The 21,167-nt window shown below is 40.9% G+C and carries 3 protein-coding genes and 4 pseudogenes; all 7 read left to right on the top strand.

Annotated features, from left to right (window positions below; genetic code table 11):
- The first annotated feature begins 106 nt into the window (after positions 1-106).
- The 7 genes and pseudogenes from EEL30_25705 to EEL30_25675 all read left to right on the top strand — a co-directional run bounded on the left by EEL30_25705 (position 107) and on the right by EEL30_25675 (position 21,165).
- A complete protein-coding gene (locus EEL30_25705) occupies positions 107-7,942 on the top strand; it encodes an amino acid adenylation domain-containing protein (protein QDX95378.1) in 7,836 nt (2,611 codons plus the stop codon).
- Between the two features lie 75 nt (positions 7,943-8,017).
- A complete protein-coding gene (locus EEL30_25700; GenBank protein QDX95377.1) occupies positions 8,018-11,293 on the top strand; it encodes an amino acid adenylation domain-containing protein in 3,276 nt (1,091 codons plus the stop codon).
- Between the two features lie 6 nt (positions 11,294-11,299).
- Positions 11,300-11,857 (top strand): annotated as a pseudogene (locus EEL30_25695) (N-acetyltransferase).
- Positions 11,858-11,886: 29 nt separating this feature from the next.
- Positions 11,887-12,114 (top strand): annotated as a pseudogene (locus EEL30_25690) (ABC transporter ATP-binding protein).
- Positions 12,115-12,649: 535 nt separating this feature from the next.
- Entirely contained in the window at positions 12,650-19,660 is a 7,011-nt protein-coding gene (locus EEL30_25685) for an amino acid adenylation domain-containing protein (GenBank protein ID QDX95376.1), read from the top strand.
- A 97-nt stretch (positions 19,661-19,757) separates the two neighbouring features.
- Positions 19,758-20,475: pseudogene (locus EEL30_25680) on the top strand (ABC transporter ATP-binding protein).
- Positions 20,476-20,562: 87 nt separating this feature from the next.
- Positions 20,563-21,165, top strand: a pseudogene (locus EEL30_25675) (hypothetical protein).
- The last annotated feature ends 2 nt before the right edge of the window (positions 21,166-21,167 follow it).

The following is a 21,167-nucleotide window of genomic DNA, read 5'->3' as shown; positions in this document are numbered from 1 at the left end:
ATACAGGTAAAATATGTTTATTTATAAATGAACAGTATGCCCAATCCAAAATCTAAAATGAAAAAATCATAAAAAAACATCCAACCTAAAAAAAGGGTGAGACCTGATGCAAAAAACCTATGCGCTATCGCATCCCCAAAAAAGAATTTGGTACACGGAGATGATGCATCCTGATACTGCTGTAAACATCATGGCGGGGTTTATAAAAATCACAGGGGAGTCTGATTATTCGAAACTTTGCCAAGCTATAAACGCAGCCATTTACGCACATGATGCCTTTCGCATTCGTTTAACGGACAAAGAGCAAGCAGAACCAAGGCAATATCTAGCAGACTATGAGGAGCAGCAATTTCCTTTCATAGACTACAGCCAAAAGCTAGAGTTTCATAAGCTTGAAGAAGTGTCAACTATAAATGAACTCGAAGAATGGGCCAAGACTCGGGCGAAGACTCCTATGGAGCTATTTTATTCTGATTTGTACGAGATTTCCCTTCATAAGATTCATGGCGAGGAAATGTGGGTTTATTGCCGATTTCATCATCTTATTACCGATGGTGTGTCCATAGATTTGTTCTGTAATCATTTTATGGATAACTATGTGCAGCTTCTTGCAGGCGAGCCGATAGTGTTGGAAGTCCAACCTTCCTATCTCTCTTATTTAGATAGCGAAAAGGAATATGAGAATTCCGGACGCTTTCAGAAGGATGAGAGTTTTTGGCATGAGGCTTTTTCCAGTCTTCCTGAAGTAAATGGAGTAAAACAAGTCCTTTCTTTTCAGTCAAGTTCAGTGGCAAAGAGAGAGTCTTTTCCTATTCCACAGCGACTTCAGACATTGATGCATGACTTTTGTAAAGAACATCAGGTTAGTGTGAATGCCCTATTTTTGGCCACTCTCTCTATTTATTTGCACAAGCTTTCATTATCCGATGATGTTGCCATTGGTACACTCTATGGTAATCGGACCAATCGAACGGATGCGAGCATGTTTGGTATGTTTGTAAGTACCCAGCCGTTTCGTACACAAGTGAATGATGAGATAGACTTTGCCTCTTATGTCCGCCAAATCACCCAAAAACAAGTTTCCATTCTGCGACATCAGAAATACCCCTATAATTTGCTGATTCAAGAATTACGAACCAAGCATCGAGAAATGGACGAACTCTTTACCATTGTGATGGAGTACCAACCCATGAAGTGGGGGCAAAAGGGTCAGCTTACATATAGCATGGAATGGCTCTTTACTGGTCATGTAGGCTATCCGTTGAATGTGCATGTAAAAGAGAATATCGATAACGGACATATTATGCTCACTCTAGATTATCAGATCGAAATGTTTGATAAGTCAGAAATTATACGAATGGTAGAACAGCTTCTAATCCTGTTGCAAGATGGCGTAGAGGAACCCAGTAAAAAGGTTGGTAATCTACAACTCTTATCTGAGATGGAAAAGCAGTTACTCAGGTCTTTTAATGAAACAGAGGTAGATATTCCTTTGGACAAAACGGTTCACCAAATGTTTGAAGAACAGGTTGAAAAAACACCTGATCATGTAGCGGTGGTCTTTGAAAACAAACAGCTCACCTATCGCGAGTTAAATGAACAGGCCAACCGTCTGGCAAGAAGGCTCAGAAAGAAAGGAGTGCAGCCTGATCAGATTGTTGCCATTATGACGGAGCGATCTTTAGAAATGCTAATAGGTATTTTCGCCATTATTAAAGCGGGTGGAGCTTACTTGCCCATCGATCCCGAATCCCCCAAGGAACGAATTCAGTACATGTTAGAGGATAGTGGAACGTCTCTATTGCTTGTGCATCCTGTTTTTGCCGAGCATTTCTTGTTTGAGGGAGAGGAGCTCGTCATACAATCCGATCTCTATGCGAATGAGGATGGGACAAACCTGGAACCACGGGCACAAGCTCAACATCTTATTTATGTGATTTATACTTCCGGCTCGACTGGAAATCCAAAAGGGGTAATGATCGAACATCAGTCGGTAATATATCGCAACTACTGGACTCAGAAAAAGTACCCGCTTACGGAGCAAGATACGATTTTGCAAAAAACACCGTACACATTTGATGTTTCCGTCTATGAATTGTTTGGCTGGTCATTTGTAGGGGCAAAGGTATGCTTTTTACACCCAGGAGGAGAAAAAGACCCAGATACGATTGTTCAGACTATCCAACAACAAAACATTTCAGTGATTCATTTTGTACCATCTATGCTACATATTTTTCTCAACTATCTCACGGAAACAGGGATAGAAGAGCAGGTAAAAAATCTTCGGCTTGTATTTGCTAGCGGGGAAGCGCTCAAGGTCCAACATGTCGCCAAGTTCCATGAGCTTTTGCAACCGTATGGCATTACTCTACATAATTTATACGGGCCAACGGAGACGACCATTGAAGTGACCTACTATGACTGTGATACAGATACCTTGGCATTGGTTCCGATTGGTCGACCTATCGACAATATCCAAATATATATTGTTGGGCCACATGGTAAACTACAACCGGTGGGAGTGACAGGTGAGCTATGTGTGTCTGGTGTTGGCTTGGCAAGAGGGTATCTCAATCTCCCAGAGATTACAGCAAATCGTTTTGTCCCGAATCCATTTACAAACAAAGGCGAGCTGATGTACAAAACGGGAGACTATGCTAGGTGGTTGCCTGATGGACAATTGGAGTATCTGGGACGCATGGACCACCAGGTGAAGATTCGAGGGTATCGTATCGAGTCTGGAGAAATAGAAACACAGTTGGTCAAAATTGATGGTTTGAAAGAAGCAGTGGTGTTGGCTGTCGAGAATGAACAAGGAGGACAAGAGCTGTGTGCGTACATTGTGTCAGAGCGAGAACATAGCATTGGAGTATTGAGAGAGGAATTAGCAAAAACACTGCCGATGTATATGATTCCCACGTATTTTATGTATGTGAAGAGCATACCGGTGACACAAAATGGTAAGGTTGATCGTAAAAGTCTACCATTACCCACACTAGATGGAGATACACTTCTCACAGGTGAGGTCTATGTAGAGCCGAGAAATGAAAGAGAGTGGATTCTGGCTGGGATATGGCAAGACGTGTTGCGACTGAAGAAGGTCGGAGCCCGTGATCATTTCTTCTATTTGGGTGGAGATTCTATAAAGGCCATACAAGTGATGGCTCGACTTCGGGCAAAAGGCATGTCTTTAGAAATGAAGCGCTTATTCCAGTTCCCTATTCTGGCAGATGCCGCTAGAGAAATGTCTTTGATGGAACAAAAGGTAGAAGCTCAACTGCCAAAAGCTACGGCTCCACTGATCACGATTCCGTTGGAGGAGCTTACTCTATTGCAAAGGGAAGTAGAAGCAGATATTCCAATCTGTGACATCCAGCAGGCCTACTCGGTAACTCCATCTCAAGAATGGATGTATGTACACAGCTCTTTGAAATCCCATTCCTCCTCCTTTTTGATTCAACTGGAGTTGAGATTAAAAGGGCAGGTAGACGTTGATTTGCTAGCGTCAAGCCTACAGCGCGTAGTGGAGCGCCACGATACTCTGCGTACGGTGTATCGCTATACGAAAAGTGAAAAACTGGTTCAGGTTGTTCTGAAAAATCGGGTTATTCCGATTGTGCAAGCAGATGTATCTCACTTGAACGAACAGGAGCAACACCATTACTTACAAAACCAGCGGATCGCTGATCGAGAGCGTGGTTATGATCCTACTCAAGATGTGATGCGTTTGGTTATTTCAACATTATCTAACGACTGTTATCACATCATGTTAAGTACACATCACATTCAAATAGATGGCTGGTCCTTGCAGATCATTTTACAAGAGTGGCTGGAGTTTTATCGTGCTGCTAAGCAAAAGACATCGGCTGAATTAGATGAGGGTGTACCGTTCCATACATATATGAGGTGGATCGAACAGCAAAATCAGGAAGAATCGCTACGATTCTGGAAGCATTATCTCCAAGGGTACGAGGAGGCTACCGCTCTACCTAAAATGATGAGTGCTGGATCACAGAAGGAAGAGATGGATGTACAGCGAGGGATTGAGCACGGACACGAGAGTATGGAGTACGAACAAGAAGAGACCACCTTGTATATAGAGAAAAATCTCACATCACAGCTGCAACGAATGGCAAAGGAATATCACTCAACTACGGGAACTCTGCTTCAAACAGCATGGGGGGTTCTTTTGGGCAAATACAACGGCAAGCGAGACGCTGTATTTGGAAGGACCGTTTCTGGAAGACCGTCTGAGGTTGATGGTGTAGAAAGGATCATGGGCTTGTTCATCAATACCAATCCATTACGGGTAAGCTGGGATGATCAGAGTACGTTTTTGGAGCTGTTGAAAAGAGTCAGTAAGCAGGCTGTAGAAGCCAAGCCCTATGAATATTGTTCCTTCTCGGAGATTCAAGCGCTAAGTCCAGTCAAGCAGGGGCTAATTGACCATCTGTTTATTTATCAAAACTATCCATTGGATGTGGAGGGGCTTGCTCAAACTACCCAGTCCTTGGGATACACAATGGATTTGTATGCTTATTTTGAGCAGACTCACTATGACTTTACAGTAAAGGTGACACCAGAGGATTCCTTACAGTTCCACTTTATTTACAATAGAAAACGCTATGATGAGAAGTACGTGAAATGTCTGATGGAGCATTTTATTACGCTGTTACATGGAATTGTCGAGAACCCAAATCAACTGATAGATCAGCTAGAATTGACCTCGACAAAAGACAAACGTGTAATACTGGAACGCTTTAATGATTCAAAGGTGAAGTTCCCAAAAGACAAAACATTTACGCAGTTGTTCGAAGAGCAGGTGATCGCTACACCTAATAAGAGTGCGATCGTGTGGGGAGATCAAACGATTTGCTATTGGGATTTGAATAAGAGAGCGAACCAACTGGCAAGAACGCTACGAGAAAAAGGTGTACTGGCAGAGCGTATTGTAGGTATTCTCATGGATCGTTCTATCGAAATGTTCATTAGCGTACTTGCGGTATTAAAAGCAGGTGGAGCCTATGTACCAATCGATCCCCATTATCCCAGCGAGCGTATTTACTACTTGCTTACGGATAGCGATTCGATGATGTTATTTACAACGAGAGCGACAGAGGCTCATCTTCAGATAAATAAAGGAGAATATACGAAAGAAATCCTGTATGTCGAGGATGAATTGAATTACCACCCAGATGGCTCTAATTTGGTTGGTGTTACGAAACCCGAAAACATGGCATACCTGATTTACACATCAGGATCAACGGGAAATCCCAAAGGAGTAATGATTGAACACCGTGGCTATGTGAATGCGGCCTATGCCTGGATGCAGGAGTACGAGCTGAAGCAAACTCCTTGTCAGTTATTGCAAATGGCTAGCTTTTCATTTGACGTATTTGCTGGGGATATGGCAAAAGCGCTCCTTACAGGTGGTCAGCTCATTATTTGTCCAGAAGACATTCGGATTCATCCCCCCGCTTTATATGAATTCATGCGTAAGCATCAAATTAGCATGGTTGATACGACTCCAGCTTTATTTGTACCCATTATGCAGTATGTTGCAGAAGAGGGCTTGGAGCTACCCGATCTGAAGCTAATTCTGCTTGGAGCCGATACCGTATCGATCAAAGATTTCACTTATTTATTACAGAAGTTTGGACAAGCAATACGTATTTTAAATACCTACGGGGTAACGGAGGCTAGCATTGAGTCTAGCTATTTTGAAGAGGAAGCTGGTTGGTTGAATGGGCAAAGCCATGTCCCAATTGGAAAGCCATTACCCAATACGAGCTACTATATCGTCAATCAACAGAATCAGTTGTTGCCTGTAGGAATTCCGGGGGAATTGTGCATAGGAGGGGCTGGTGTAGCGCGTGGCTATTACAAGCAGGAGGAATTGACTCTGCAAAAATTCATCCCAAACCCGTATGTATCAGGTGAACGGATGTATAAAACGGGAGATGTAGCTAGGTGGCTACCAGATGGAAATGTAGAGTTTTTAGGTCGTATGGATCATCAGGTAAAGGTGCGTGGATATCGTATCGAAACAGGGGAGATAGAGGCCAAAATCAGGGAGCTTGGATATGTTAAGGAAGCCGTGGTTTCGGTGTGGACGAGCTCTCTAGGCGAACATGAACTATGCGCTCATCTCGTATCGGAGGAAGCTTTATCCTTTGCCAAGGTAAAGGATGATCTAGCAATCTTTTTACCAGGATATATGATCCCCACTCATATGTACCAGATCGATCAGATTCCGCTTACACCCAATGGAAAGGTTGACCGAAAAACATTATCCATCTCTGAAAGGAATGCGGTTAGAAATCAAGAGTATGTAGCTCCACGCACTCTGTTGGAAGCTCGCATGGCAATGCTGTGGCAGGACTTATTAGGAATCAATCCGATTAGTATCTACGATGATTTTTTTGAATTGGGTGGACATTCTTTAAAAGTGATGATGTTTGTTGCTAAGGTCCATAAAGAATGGCATGTTCAACTGCCAATTGAAAAAGTCTTCCAATATCCCACCATAGCATCGTTGGCAAAACTACTTCCAGAAATGGAGAAAAGCGTGCACAAGGGTATCCAGCCTGCACAGGAGAGCGAATACTATCCGCTTTCTTCTGCACAAAAACGACTTTTCCTGCTTCATCAATTAGACGGAGCTACCGTGAGTTACAATATTTTGGCTGTGATAATGCTGGAGGGAGCTGTAGATCGAGAACGCATGGAAATAGCTTTTCAACACTTGATTCAAAGGCATGCTACATTGCGAACGTCCTTTGAAATGGTGCACGGGGAACCGATGCAACGCGTACATGATAAGGCAGATTTTACGATTCAATATGAAGATATGAGGAACAACCATGTAGCTGAGGAAGATATCCACGCATTGATCCAAGCATGTATTCAGCCTTTTGATCTGGAGACACCGCCTTTACTTCGAGTTGGTCTCATTGAGCTTGCGGCAGACCGTCATCTTTTACTAGTAGACATTCATCACATTATTTCAGATGCCGTCTCCATGGCTACCTTTACGGATGAATTTGTACGACTTTATCAAGGGGAAGAGCTACCTGCACTACGACTGCAATATAAGGATTATGCCGTATGGCAGCAATTCTGGAAACAAACCGCCCCCTATTTGAAACAAGAAGAATATTGGCTGCAACAGTTAGCCGGAGAGCTTCCTGTTCTGCAACTCCCACTTGATTACCAGCGTCCGGAGGCTCTCACGTTTGCAGGAGATCAGTTATCGATTACTCTTGATCAGGAAACAACCCACCTCGTGCATCAAATAGCAGAGGAAACAGGAACAACCCCCTTTATGATCTTACTTTCAACGTTCGGTCTGCTACTGGCTCAATATAGTGGTCAGGACGAAATCATGATTGGGTCACCGATTGCAGGCAGGAGAGATGATGATATTCAACGGATCGTCGGTATGTTTGTGAATACATTGGTACTTCGAATGCATCCAGAGGGTAGTAAATCGTTTGCAGCTTATTTAGATGAGGCTAAATTGACTTCGTTAAAGGCTTTTGAGAACCAAGACTATCAATTTGAGGAGCTAATCGAAAAGGTGAAGGCTGAGCGAACTCCTAATCGCAACCCTCTTTTTGATGTAGTATTTGTACTCCAAAATACAGATTGGCAAACAAGCCAAGTAAATGGACTAACGTTAATACCCTATCCGTACACGCATCAAACTGCAAAATTCGACCTTACTTTGCAGGCAATGGAGCAAGGAGACAGGTTCCATTTCACATGGGAGTATCGCACAGCGTTATTTAAACGCGACACCATTGAGCAGATGGGACAGAACTATGTGGAGCTTCTCCGGATGGTTACAGCGAACAAGGATATGCTCATAAACGAGATTCCCTTTTTGCGAACGAAAAAAATGGAGAGTGCCATAACGGAAGACTTCACGTTTACATTTTAACAGGTAAGGGTTTTTCTCTGGTAAAAAAGGGAGGGGCATTCTCTCCCTACACGATCTGATAAGGAGAGAAAAAGGATGCGTGACACATTGAGTCAATCAAGTACAATGACGACTGGAAAGTGGCAAGAGGAACAGCAATACTGGTTAGGCAAATTACAAGGAAATGTAGTCGCGAGTGGATTCCCAGAGGATTTTACCAGAACACGCAAAGAGAGCACTAGGTCTGTATATAAAGCGGTCTTTCCTGCCGAGCTGTCCGAAAAAGTAATAGCAACCAGCAATGGATCGGCGTTTGGTATGTACGTTTTGCTAGTTACGGGTGTGAAGCTGTTGCTTAGCCATTATACAGGGAGTGAGGATATTCTAGTCGGTATGCCCCCTTTTCAGATGAAAAGGAGTGAGGACACAGCCAACCATCTTCTTGCTCTGCGAACATTTAGAACGAAGAATGATAGCTTTGCCGAATGGGCGGGAAAAATCAAACAAACCGTCATGGAGGCAGATCAGCATCCCAATCTGTCTTTTGCAGAAGCTGTACGGATGCTACACCCAGAGATAAATGATCCATCACAGATAAATATGCAGACGGTTGTTCTGCTCGATAGCGTACATGATGACGTGGGAGAAATCGATAACATAGAGAGTAAAACACTCTTCCTATTTCGAGCTGTGGGAAATAGCCTGGAAATAGAGCTGCATTACGATTCAGAATGTTATCAGGAGGAGACGATACAGCGCATTGTTCAGCATGCTCTGCGACTACTACAGCAAGCTTTGTCCAACCCGAAACAACCTAGTCGGGAGATCGAGATCTTGTCTGAACAGGAAAAAAATCAGCTCATATTCGGCTTTAATCAGACACAGTCCAGTTATCCGCAGGACAAAACAATTGTACAACTATTCGAGGAGCAGGCAAAGAAGCATTCGGATCGAGAAGCCTTGGTATGTGATGATCAACGTATGACGTATGAAGAATTGAATAGACGTGCTAATCAAGTAGCAAGGTCACTTACAGAGCGTGGAATTGAACCTAACGATATCGTAGGGATCATGGTTGAGCGTTCCTTGGAGATGATTGTGGGAATACTTGGCATTGTAAAAGCAGGTGCAGCCTACCTTCCCATCGATCCGATTTATCCACAGGATCGAATCCATTATATGCTAGAAGATAGCGGGGCGAAGCTTCTGCTTACCGATAGACCTGAAGGAAAGGTTTCCACTTATCCGGGAACAATCATTCATTTACGTGATGAAAACCTAGAGAAGTACGCTAGTGAAAATCTGTCTGTCGCGATTTCACCGCAATCCTTAGCGTACATCATCTATACTTCAGGGACGACTGGACATCCCAAGGGTGTCATGATTGAACACAGACATGTCGTGCGTTTATTCTTTCCAGACACCCCCTTATTTTCATTTACCCATCAAGATGTTTGGACGCTGTTTCATTCCTTTAGCTTCGATTTTTCCGTATGGGAAATTTTCGGAGCATTACTGTTTGGCGGAAAGCTGGTAGTGGTTCCTAAGCTGGTGGCACAAGATACCAAAGTCTTCTTACAATTACTACAGAGTGAGCAAGTAACGGTACTCAATCAAACACCTACCGCATTTTATCAGATCATAAATGAAGAGGTAAAATCCACTGATCAAAATCTGAATATGAGGTACGTCATTTTTGGCGGTGAAGCCTTAACACCAAGACAGCTACAGCCATGGAAAGCAAAATATCCTCAGACCAAACTGATCAATATGTATGGCATAACCGAAATCACGGTCCATGCTACCTTCCGTGAGCTGATAGAAGAGGATTTTCATCAGCACGCAAGCAACATAGGAAAGCCGATTCCGACGCTGTCTATCTATGTTTTGGATCAGGAGAGAAAGCTGTTACCAATCGGTGTCCCAGGCGAGATGTATGTATCGGGAGCAGGCGTAGCGAGGGGCTATCTAAACAGACAGGAGCTAACGCAGGAACGCTTTATCGACAACCCTTATATCGCTGGAGAACGTATGTATAAGACAGGGGACTTGGCTAGATGGCTGGCAGACGGCACCCTCGAATATATGGGACGACTAGACCACCAAGTGAAAATTAGAGGTCATCGCATTGAATTGGGTGAGATTGAGGAGCAGTTGCTGTTACGTAGCTTTGTGCAGGAAGCAGTAGTTATAGCTAGACAAAACAAGGATGGAATCAATGAGCTATGCGCCTATTTGGTGGCTACAGAAGACATAGGAAACATAGATGTAAGAAAAGCCCTTTCTGTTTCTTTGCCTGACTATATGCTCCCTACGTACGTGATACAGATAGAGAAAATGCCGCTAACCCCTAATGGGAAAATCGATCGAAAAGCCTTGCCAAAGCCAGAGAACAGCCTGCGCTCAAAGCAAGAGTATGTGGCGCCCAGAACATCCCTTGAGGCTAATCTAGTGAGCATCTGGGAGGATGTACTGGAAATAAAACCGATCGGAATTAAGGACAATTTCTTCGAGCTGGGTGGATACTCACTAAAAATGCTGAAGATAATTAATCTAGTGGCACAAGAATTAAACGTAGAGATTCCATTAAAATTACTGTATGAAAACCCAACGATAGAATATATGGCAGAACGGGCCTTTGCTTTTTATATGGAGGAGAGTAACAACCATATGACGCTATTAAACCGAGCTGGCGATATCAAAGTGATTTGTTTTCCTCCGATAAATGGTTTTATCTTTATCTACAAACGAATTGCGGAATTATTAGATCAGGAAGCTACGTTTTATGGATTTGAATATTTGGATGAGGAAAATCGCATAGAGCTATATACTCAACAGATTTTGGATGCGGAGCCAGAAGGACCCTACATTTTTCTAGGTTATTCAGCTGGTGGAAATCTAGCATTCGAAGTGGCAAAAGCAATGGAAGAGAAGGGACACACTGTATCTGACATCATTATGTTTGACACCTACATGAAAACAGAGCAGATGAAAATGACTCCAGAGGAGCTAGAAGATGAGATTGAGCGCTTCTTGCAACTAGAAAATATCAGAGAAATCTTAGACTTTAGCCATGGTGATGAGGTTGTGAAAGAGCAGGTTCTGAAGAAAACCAGAGCGTATGTTGCTTTCTTCCTTCAGTTGGCTCATGTGGGTCAAGTACATGCTTCCATTCACTTTGTACAAGCAGAACCAGATGAGGCCAATATTGCGCAGCCCGCCGATTTGCAAATGTGGGGTAAATTTACAAAAGGAACCTATAGAGAATATCAAGGTGCAGGCATGCATTACAGTATGTTTAATGGTCATTTTTTACAAAGGAATGCCAAAATGGTTCAACGTATTTTACAGAAGATTAAAAAGGAAGGATAGATAACTATGGCTCAGATCGTACCTGTGTTGAAACAAAACAAATCGGATCGCATCATTTCATTTCGTTCACCGACAGCAAAGGACGCTTCGATCATTCGGAAGCATTACGAACGAGTATTTCACGATAATTCCTTCATGCTCACTTCTGGAGAAGAATTTATCGCAAATGATGTGCAAGTCGCAGCCGGTATTGATACCTTTTGGAATGATCCCAATAAAGTGGCGTTTATCGCGGAATACGAGAATGAATTAATCGGAATTATGACCGTTACGCCAAGAGAAACAAAGAGAGTACAGCATGTAGGTATGATCGCTTTAACAATTAAAGAAGAGTGGCGCGGTCAAAGAATGGGAAGTCTCTTTTTTGAAGTCATGCTAGAGTGGGCAGAGGCACATCCTGTCATTGAGAAGCTATCAGGCGAGGCATTTGCTCATAATGAAAGGTCCCTTCGCTTATTGAAGAGCTTTGGGTTTGTAGAAGAGGGAAGGAAGATCGCAGAGGTCAAATATCCTGACGGTACATATGTAGATACTATTTTTATCGCTAAATCTGTAAAAGGCAACTAGAGAGAAAGAGTATCCTCTGAAAACAAAGCGAATCATGTGTTCGTGACGTGATCCGCTCATTAAAGGATCAACGTACCGTCATGATCGTAACGCATCAAATGCAAACAGCAGAGATAGCAAATGTCATTTTCGTGATGGAGCAGGGTTCTATCGTGGATCATGGGACACCTGATGAGATGAAAGTGAAAGAGGGACCTTACCTGCGTTTATTTGCAGGGGAAACCACTTCTGACAAAGCAATCTCTATTCATTAGTATAGTACGGTCAATAGCATCTTGGACTTTTTCAGCATGAAATTTACAGAAATACATATAAAAGTTCACAAAATTTACAAACACTTAAATGGAAGAATAATGCTAATATGTTATGGTGAGTCGCAAATGTTTATTTTTTCATAAAATATATTTTTGTGGAATATGCGATTTAGCTTTTACAGTGAGGTCAAAGGTTTTTTGCTGCAACAATATGTCACTCACATCGAAAAGGAGGCCAAGTATGATCGCATACAACCGCTTCAATTATCCTTGAGTAAAAGAGGTGATGGTAAAATATTTGATAGATTCATAGACAAAAAATCTTTTCTCACATCATGATGATTCCTCTGCATAAAGTACCGTCTTTCCTCAAGCGACTCCCTACATCTCTAGACATAACTCTCATAAATCTTAGATTAACGTGATCTATCCTAACATACAGTCAAACCTTGCAACATGCCGATAGCATCCACATAGTAAGCAATCATAGTATTTTTTTATATAAACTATAATTTCTAACAAGAGGTGCAGCAATATGAATAAGGATTTGCTTCAATTATTTTCGTTGACTCATCCTCAACAAAGGATTTGGTACTCCGAATTACTTTATCCAAATACGGGTGTATCGTCGATTTCATTGACAATTAAAATGAAAGGTAATATAAGTCTAGGTGCCTTGCAACAAGCTCTAAATATGATTATTTTCCGGCACGATGCCTTTCGGATTAAATTGACAGCTCAAAATGGCTATCCTCAGCAATATGTGGAGGAATATAGCGAAAAATCGTTCGAATGTTTCGATTTTTCAGGTGTTGATGGAGAAGCTCAGGCATTAAAGTGGCTGGACCAGCACAATCGTACACCATTTGAACTTCTACATTCAAAATTGTATCAATTTATCATTTGCAAGATTAGTGACCAAGAATATTGGTACAATGTCAAAATTCATCATATTGTCTGCGACGGAATCTCTGCAAGAATGTTCGTCAATCAAGCGAACGAATACTATTCTCAGATTGCAAATGATGAGCTTCCAGAAATAACAGAGAATCATACTTATTTCGACTTTATACAAACGGAGCAGGACTATGAAAAATCGGATCGCTATCAAAAGGATAAATCGTATTGGGTAGATAAATTTAGCACCTTACCCGAAGTGATAGGGTTTAAATCATATAATCCTCTTACCTCTACTGCTGGAAAAAGAAAAAATATTATCTTAGAAGAGCGTTTGTATTATAACCTGTATGAGTTTTGCAAACAAACAAACAGTAGTATGTTAACAGTCTTTATGACTGCGTTGTACATCTACTTGCATAAAAAGACAACACAGAACGATGTTTCAATTGGTACATACTACGCGAACAGAACAACCAAAAAGGAAAAAGAAATGTTAGGAATGTTCGTTAGTACAGTGCCAACACGGGTATTCGTTGATCCTGAGATGGATTTGCTTTCATTATTGCAAGTCGTATCAAAAGAGCAGGTTTCGATCCTACGCCATCAAAGATTCCCGTACAATCAAATGATGGAAGATTTACGAGAAGCACATCAGCATAAGGACCTTCAACGTCTCTTTGGTGTTTCTGTACAGTACCGTGCTATGAATTATTCGCAGTATGAAAATGTTGAAATTGAAGTTGATGAGAATTTTTGTGGAGACGTCATTAATGATTTTGAAATGAATGTGATTGAATTAGATAATCAAAAAATTCTGTTTCAACTAAATTATCGAGCACAGTTGTTTACAGAAATGGAGATGGAACAACTAATTCAACAGTTCTTTACCATTATTGAAACAATCATTCATCATCCTACATCAAAAATAGCGGACATATCCCTGCTTCGAGAAGAAGAGAAAAATATGATTATATCTGAATTTAATAATACGGTAATGGAATATCCGCGCGAAAAGCTGATTCATCAGCTATTTGAAGAACAAGCAGCACGTATACCAGATCAGATAGCTGTCATTTGCGAGGGGGAACAGCTTTCTTACCGGGAACTGAATGAAAGAGCGAATCAGTTAGCGCGAAAGCTACGTTCTGAAGGAGTAGTAGCTGATCAATTAGTTGGAATCATGGCAGAACGTTCATTAGAGATGATTATTGGAATTTTTGGGATTTTAAAAGCTGGCGGTGCATATATGCCGATTGACCCGGAATTTCCAGAGGAAAGAATCCGCTATATGCTAGAAGATTCAAAAGCAAAACTACTCTTGGCCCAGCCCTATTTGTTGGAGCGAGTGATTTTTGCTGGGAAGATAGTAGATATAAATGACGCTCAAAGCTATCACCAAGATGGTTCGAATTTGGAAGCGATAAATGGTCCAAATCACTTAGCCTATGTTATTTATACATCAGGATCTACAGGGAAGCCTAAAGGAGTTATGATTGAACATCATTCAGTTATAAATCGACTGATGTGGATGCATGCAAAATACCCTATTTCATCCGCTGACACCATTATGCAAAAAACAGCGATTACGTTTGACGTATCAGTATGGGAGCTATTCTGGTGGTCGATGGTGGGCTCCAAAATGTGCCTATTATCTGTAGGAGGAGAAAAGAACCCTGAGCAAATCTTAGAGACAATAGCCGAACATCGCATTACAACAATGCATTTTGTTCCTGCGATGCTGCACGCTTTTCTGGATTATGTTGAACAACAGCCAAGTGAGTTGGTAGAGGAAAAACTCCAGTCTTTACGGCAGGTTTTTGCAAGTGGTGAAGCATTGCCACCACAGCATGTTGATAGATTCCGTCGAGCAGTTTCCTCAGTGTGTGAAGCTAGATTAATCAATTTATACGGACCAACGGAAGCTACTGTCGATGTTACGTATTTTGATTGTGATACAGATGAGGAACTAGCTGCAATTCCGATTGGTAAACCTATATATAATACTCAACTATACATCGTCCAGGCTGATTCTGAGAACCTTCAACCAATTGGGATAGCAGGTGAGTTATGCATTGCTGGTGTTGGTACAGCAAGAGGGTACTTGAATCGACCGGAGCTTACGGAAGAGAAATTTGTGAAAAATCCGTTTGTCGCGGGAGAACGAATGTATAGAACAGGGGACTTAGCAAGGTGGCTACCAGATGGAAATATTGAATATTTGGGCCGAATTGATGATCAAGTAAAAATCCGTGGGGTTAGGATCGAACTTGGTGAGATTGAGTCACAAATGCGTAAGCTTGATGGTCTAAGAGAAGTAGTCGTTGTAGCGAAGGAAGATCAAGCGAAGGAAAAATTCCTCTGCGCATATATGGTTACGGATAGAGAGGTAAGTACAGCAGAAATACGTGCCCATTTAACAACTCAGCTACCGATCGCGATGATTCCTTCTACGTTTATTTCACTTGAGGCGATGCCATTAACTGCAAATGGAAAAATTGACAAGCGATCGTTACCAGATCCAGACAATTCTTTGCTTAACACAGAATATGTGGCTCCTCGAACACAATTGGAAGTACAACTTGCTACTGTCTGGCAACAAGTTTTAGGTATTGATCGAGTTGGATGTAAGGACGATTTCTTCGCATTAGGTGGTCATTCCTTACGTGCTATGATGGTTATAACTCAAATGCACAAAGAGTATCAAATGGATATTCCTTTACGTTTCCTATTTGAAAAACCAACGATCGAAGAAATAGCCCAATACTTGGAGAGCGAGCGCATGAAGCAGATCATATCTATCCGACCTGCTACAAAGCAAGATTACTATCCGGTTTCAGCAGCACAACGAAGAATGTTTATTCTTAACCAGTTTGATGGGATAGATATCAGCTATAACATGCCTTCTATCATGCTACTGGAAGGAAAACTTGATCTGGTAAAACTAGAAACCGCTTTTAAAGGTTTAATCAACCGACATGAGAGCTTGCGTACATCCTTCGAGTTAGTAAATGGTTCTCCTGTACAGAAAATCCATTCAGTAGTTGATTTTGCAGTCGATTATCAGGTAACTGTTGAAGAAGAGCTGGAAGAAATCATTGATGAGTTTATCAAACCATTCCAGTTAAATATGGCACCATTGCTTCGCGTCAAGCTTGTTCAAACCCGATTGGATCGTTATTTGTTACTAGTAGATACGCATCACATTATTTCTGATGGAGTATCATCTGGGATCATCATCAGCGAATTGGTGGAATTGTATCAAGGGAATACGTTACCAGAGCTTACGATTCAATATAAGGATTTTTCTGAATGGCAACATGAACAGTCTCAGACGGATCTGTATAGAAAACAGGAAGACCACTGGGTTCAAACATTTGCAGATGAAATTCCTGTGTTAAATCTACCGACAGATTTTCCGAGACCAAATACACAAAGCTTTGACGGAGATGTAATCACAAGAGGAACTGGCAAAGAGCTTATGGAAGGCTTGTATAAGATAGCTACAGACACAGGTACTACTCTCTATATGGTCTTGTTAGCGACATATAATGTACTTCTTTCCAAATATTCTGGTCAAGAAGATCTGATTGTGGGTACACCGGTTACAGGTCGATCGCATGTTGATTTACAGAGCACTGTTGGGATGTTTGTCAATACATTGGCCATGCGAAATAAACCAGCTAGATCAAAATCATTTAGAGAGTTTTTAATAGAAGTAAAACAAAATGCATTACAAGCTTATGAGAATCAGGATTATCCATTTGAAGAGCTAGTGGAGAAACTGGAGCTACAAAGCGATGTAAGCAGAAATCCAATGTTTGATACCATGTTTACTCTCCAAAACAGAGGGGAAGATTCTATTGAATTAGATGAGCTACGGTTTATTGCCTATGAATGGGAAAATAAATGGAAACACTCTAAATTCGATATCACCTTTATCGCTACAGAAGAAAGAGATCAAATCATAATTGGTGTGGAATACTGCACCAAATTGTACCGTCAGGAAACAATAGAACGCTTGACGACAAATTACCTTCAGATTATAAAAGCGATCGTAGATAATCCTGAAGTGAAGCTAGCTACTATCGAAATACTGACGAATGCAGAAAAAAATCAGCTTTTACAAGAGTTTACTAACACAGAAAGAAACTATCAGCAGGATACAACGATTCATCAGCTTTTTGAAGAACAGGTAAGAAAAACACCAGATCAGGTAGCACTTATCTGGAACAAGAAGGAGCTGACTTATCAAGAGCTAAATGAAAGAGCCAACCAATTAGCTCGTACGTTACGTAATAAAGGAATCGTTCCCAATCAACTAGTAGCTATTATGGTAGATCGTTCCGTAGAGATGATTGTTGGTATCATGGGTATCTTGAAAGCAGGAGCAGCCTATGTCCCTATTGATCCAGCTTATCCTACTGAACGTATTGAATATGTCTTAGAAGATAGTGGTGCTGTTCTTTTACTGACCCAGTCGCATTTGTTCAATGGATTAGCAGTTAATATGGTGAGGCTAGATTTAGATGAGGAGCAAAATTATGTAGTTGATGGAACCAATCTCACAGTTGTGAACCAACCAACTGACTTGGCATATGTCATCTATACTTCAGGTACAACTGGTAAACCAAAAGGTGTCATGATTGAACATCATTCCATCGTGAACTGCCTGCAATGGAGAAGAGACGAGTATGCATTTAATCCAAAGGATAAAGCTCTGCAGATTTTCTCATTTGCTTTTGATGGATTTGTAGCTAGTTTGTTTGCTCCTATGCTTGGAGGGGCCACTTCGATCTTGCCAAGGGAAGAAGAGGCAAAAGATCCATTTGCACTACGAAAATTGATCGCCTCTGAATCAATCACTCATTACTATGGTGTTCCAAGTCTGTTTAATGCCATTGTGGATAGCGCTACAGCAGAGGATTTACACCAATTACGTTGTGTCACTCTTGGAGGAGAAAAATTATCACCACAAATTGTCCAAAAGATTAAACAAAAAAATCCTGCTATTGAGATTAACAATGAGTATGGACCTACGGAGAATAGTGTAGTTACGACTATCCAAAGAGCAATTGGAGTAGATCAAGAGATTACAATTGGTCGACCGCTAGCCAATGTAGTTGTCTATATTGTTAATAATGAGCATCATTTACAGCCTATAGGAGTAGTAGGGGAGTTATGCATAGCAGGTCGTGGACTGGGTAGAGGTTATTTAAATCGACCAGAATTAACAGAAGAGAAGTTCGTTGCTAATCCATTTGTACCTGGGGAGCGCATGTATAAAACGGGTGATTTGGCCAAGTGGCGTCCAGATGGCACGATAGAATACGTTGGTCGGGTAGATGAGCAGGTCAAAGTACGAGGTTTCCGAATTGAGATAGGAGAGATCGAATCTACCATTCTTCAGTATCATGGTGTTAAGGAGGTAGTGGTTACTGCTCAAGAGGATCAACATGCACAGCAATATTTATGTGCTTACTTTGTAGCTGAAAAGGAAGTTGTACTGGCTGATCTGAGAAAATTTGTTTCCAAGGAACTCCCAGCCTACATGGTTCCTACTTACTTCGTACAGCTTTTAGAACTACCTACTACTGCTAACGGAAAAGTAGATAAGAGAGCATTGCCAAAGCCTCAGAACGTCGGCGTTGCAGCAAAAGAATATATTGCCCCTAGAAACATGGTAGAGGAACAATTGGCTACTATTTGGAAAGAAGTATTAGCAGTAGAGAAAATTGGCATCACTGATCATTTCTTTGAAATCGGGGGACATTCCTTAAAAGCGATGCTTCTCATATCAAAGGTGTATGAGTACATGCAGGAAGAGTTGCCTCTACATCTTGTATTCCAGCATCCAACGATTGAAAAAATGGCAGAGTTTATTTTGCATAAGCAGTACGAGCAAAACGCGGGTCACCCGATTCTACTAAATAAAGAAACAAATCGACCTGTATTTAGCTTTACACCGATTGCAGCCCACAGTACCTTCTATCAAAAGCTTGCTGAAGAAGTCCACGACATTTCTTTATATAGCTTTGACTTCATAGAAGAAGACAATCGCATTGAGCAGTACGTCAATGCAATTACTCAGATCGATTCTGAGGGGCCGTATACTTTGATGGGGTATTCCTCTGGCGGTAATTTAGCTTTTGAAGTAGCAAAAGTATTGGAAAACCAAGGAAGACAGGTGTCCAGCATTATTTTATTTGACTCCTATTGGAAGGATAAAGCAATTGAACAAACGGCTACTGAAGCAAGAAAAGAAATTGGAGCCTATTTTAAAAAAATAGCAGAAAATAACGAGCTGTTTAATATGACAAAAGAGGATCTAGAGCAGTTCATAACTAACGATTTTATCAAACAAGGTTTTTTTCAAAACATGTTCAGTTATCTGATGTTCCATAATCAATTGGTAAATAAAGGTAATACAAAGGCCGCTATTCATCTCATCCAAGCAGAATGCGAGCAAGGAAACGTAACAGCCTATGAGGCTGAAAAATGGAATGAGGAAGTGTGGGCACGAGCATCTGAACGATTTATAAACTATCGTGGCTATGGAGATCATTCGAGGATGCTTAGCGGAGAACAAGTTACTAAAAATGGCTCCATACTCAAAGAGATTCTCCAAGAGTTTTTTGTCCTGAAGTAAATGTTGTACCGATGAAAGTTTAGTTTCCGTGATTTCCCCTATAAAGATTCTTGTTTGTAGGGGAAATCACTATTTATCTTTTCGAGAGGAGCAGCAGATGAATTTTCAAAAACAAGAGCAAACACCCCTCAAAAAACCTGTATTCCAGTTGGGTATTAACACATGTAAGACCATATCGTTTTTGGGTTTTTCTCTGTATCGTTACTTCTCTTATCGTAGCGACAATCGAAATTTGGATATACAAATGACTATCAAAAGCTAGTAAGCTTCGCTACCTTGATTTTAGGATTAACGATTGTCGGCTTTATTTCAAAATATTTCATAAAATATTCTGCTGTAAAATTATAAAAAATAATGTTACCTATCATATAGAAAAAATGCCTATTTCCGCCATTGAAAAATATCATACAGGAGATATTACCTCGCGTTTAACAAACGATGCCACGTTATTACAGAATTTTTTGCAACAACATTTCTATCAAATTTTTTATATGCCGGTTATTTTTGTTGGAGCCCTTTGTTTGCTAGTTTCTACCAATTGGAAGTTAGTTGTATTAAGTATCTCAATTTTGCCAGTAGCCATACTGATTATGGGCGTTTTGAGTAAACCTTTACGAAAATATACAGAAGAACTACAAAAGCATTTAGGAAAAGCTAATTCAATAGCCCAGGATACTGTTTCAGGTATACATATGGTAAAAGCTTTCAATCTAAAGGATGTGTTATTTGAGAAATATTCATCTACTATGGCTATCTTTTTGCAAAAAGGAATTTTGGTAGAAAAGAAGCGAGCATGGATGACTGCCCCTGGTATGTACTCGTGCTATCTTAAAAGATGCACCTATCCTGCTACTCGAACAGATGATGAGAAATCGTTCGGTTCTCGTTGTTGCTCATCGCCTCTCAACGATTAAAGAGGCCGACGAGGTATTGGTTTTAGATAAATGTCTTGCCATCCTAATAATCCGGATTTAGTCCGATTCGAGCTGGCAAGCGATAACCTTGAATGGGAACGCGGGGATCGTTATTGTAAACCGTTTTTCTTTTTCGATAGTCTTGAATTTAAAAGACTAAAAGTTAACGCTAAACGTATCATTTTAAAAGCTGCTCTCCAATTGTCTATTCAAAGTTCTTCTCAGAACACGACTGTTGTAATGGAAAAAGAAGCATTTTTCTCACGTAAACAATACCATTTACGTAAATTACCTCTTGATAATGAGCGCTTTTCGTTTTCAATTCATGAGATAAATTCTAAGCTATTTGGAATTGTAGACGTACAAGTACATAAATCTGTTGAGACAAAAAAAGAATTTGTAGTTTTCAACTTTGTTCCGTAAATCCTTACCCAATTTTATACAATCGAACGTGAAAGAAGCCTTCTTGAAGACACTTTTACATGCTACGGGGTAGTAAAAAATCTCTCTCCAGAAACCTACCAAGGAATACTAGCAACTGCTAAAGGTTTTATTAACAGTTTAGTAAAGGAATCCGAATTGCTACTGTTAAA

This window comes from Brevibacillus laterosporus (assembly GCA_007833815.1).
GTDB classification, from domain to species: domain Bacteria; phylum Bacillota; class Bacilli; order Brevibacillales; family Brevibacillaceae; genus Brevibacillus_B; species Brevibacillus_B laterosporus_D.
The sequence above is the reverse complement of the archived record's forward strand: the minus strand, read 5'-3'. Positions and strand labels throughout refer to the sequence as shown.

Bases quoted from the DNA above. Each gene is read 5' to 3' on its own strand.
- EEL30_25685 (QDX95376.1), top strand. From the start codon at position 12,650: ATGAATAAGGATTTGCTTCAATTATTTTCGTTGACTCATCCTCAACAA.
- EEL30_25705 (QDX95378.1), top strand. From the start codon at position 107: ATGCAAAAAACCTATGCGCTATCGCATCCCCAAAAAAGAATTTGGTAC.
- EEL30_25700 (QDX95377.1), top strand. From the start codon at position 8,018: ATGCGTGACACATTGAGTCAATCAAGTACAATGACGACTGGAAAGTGG.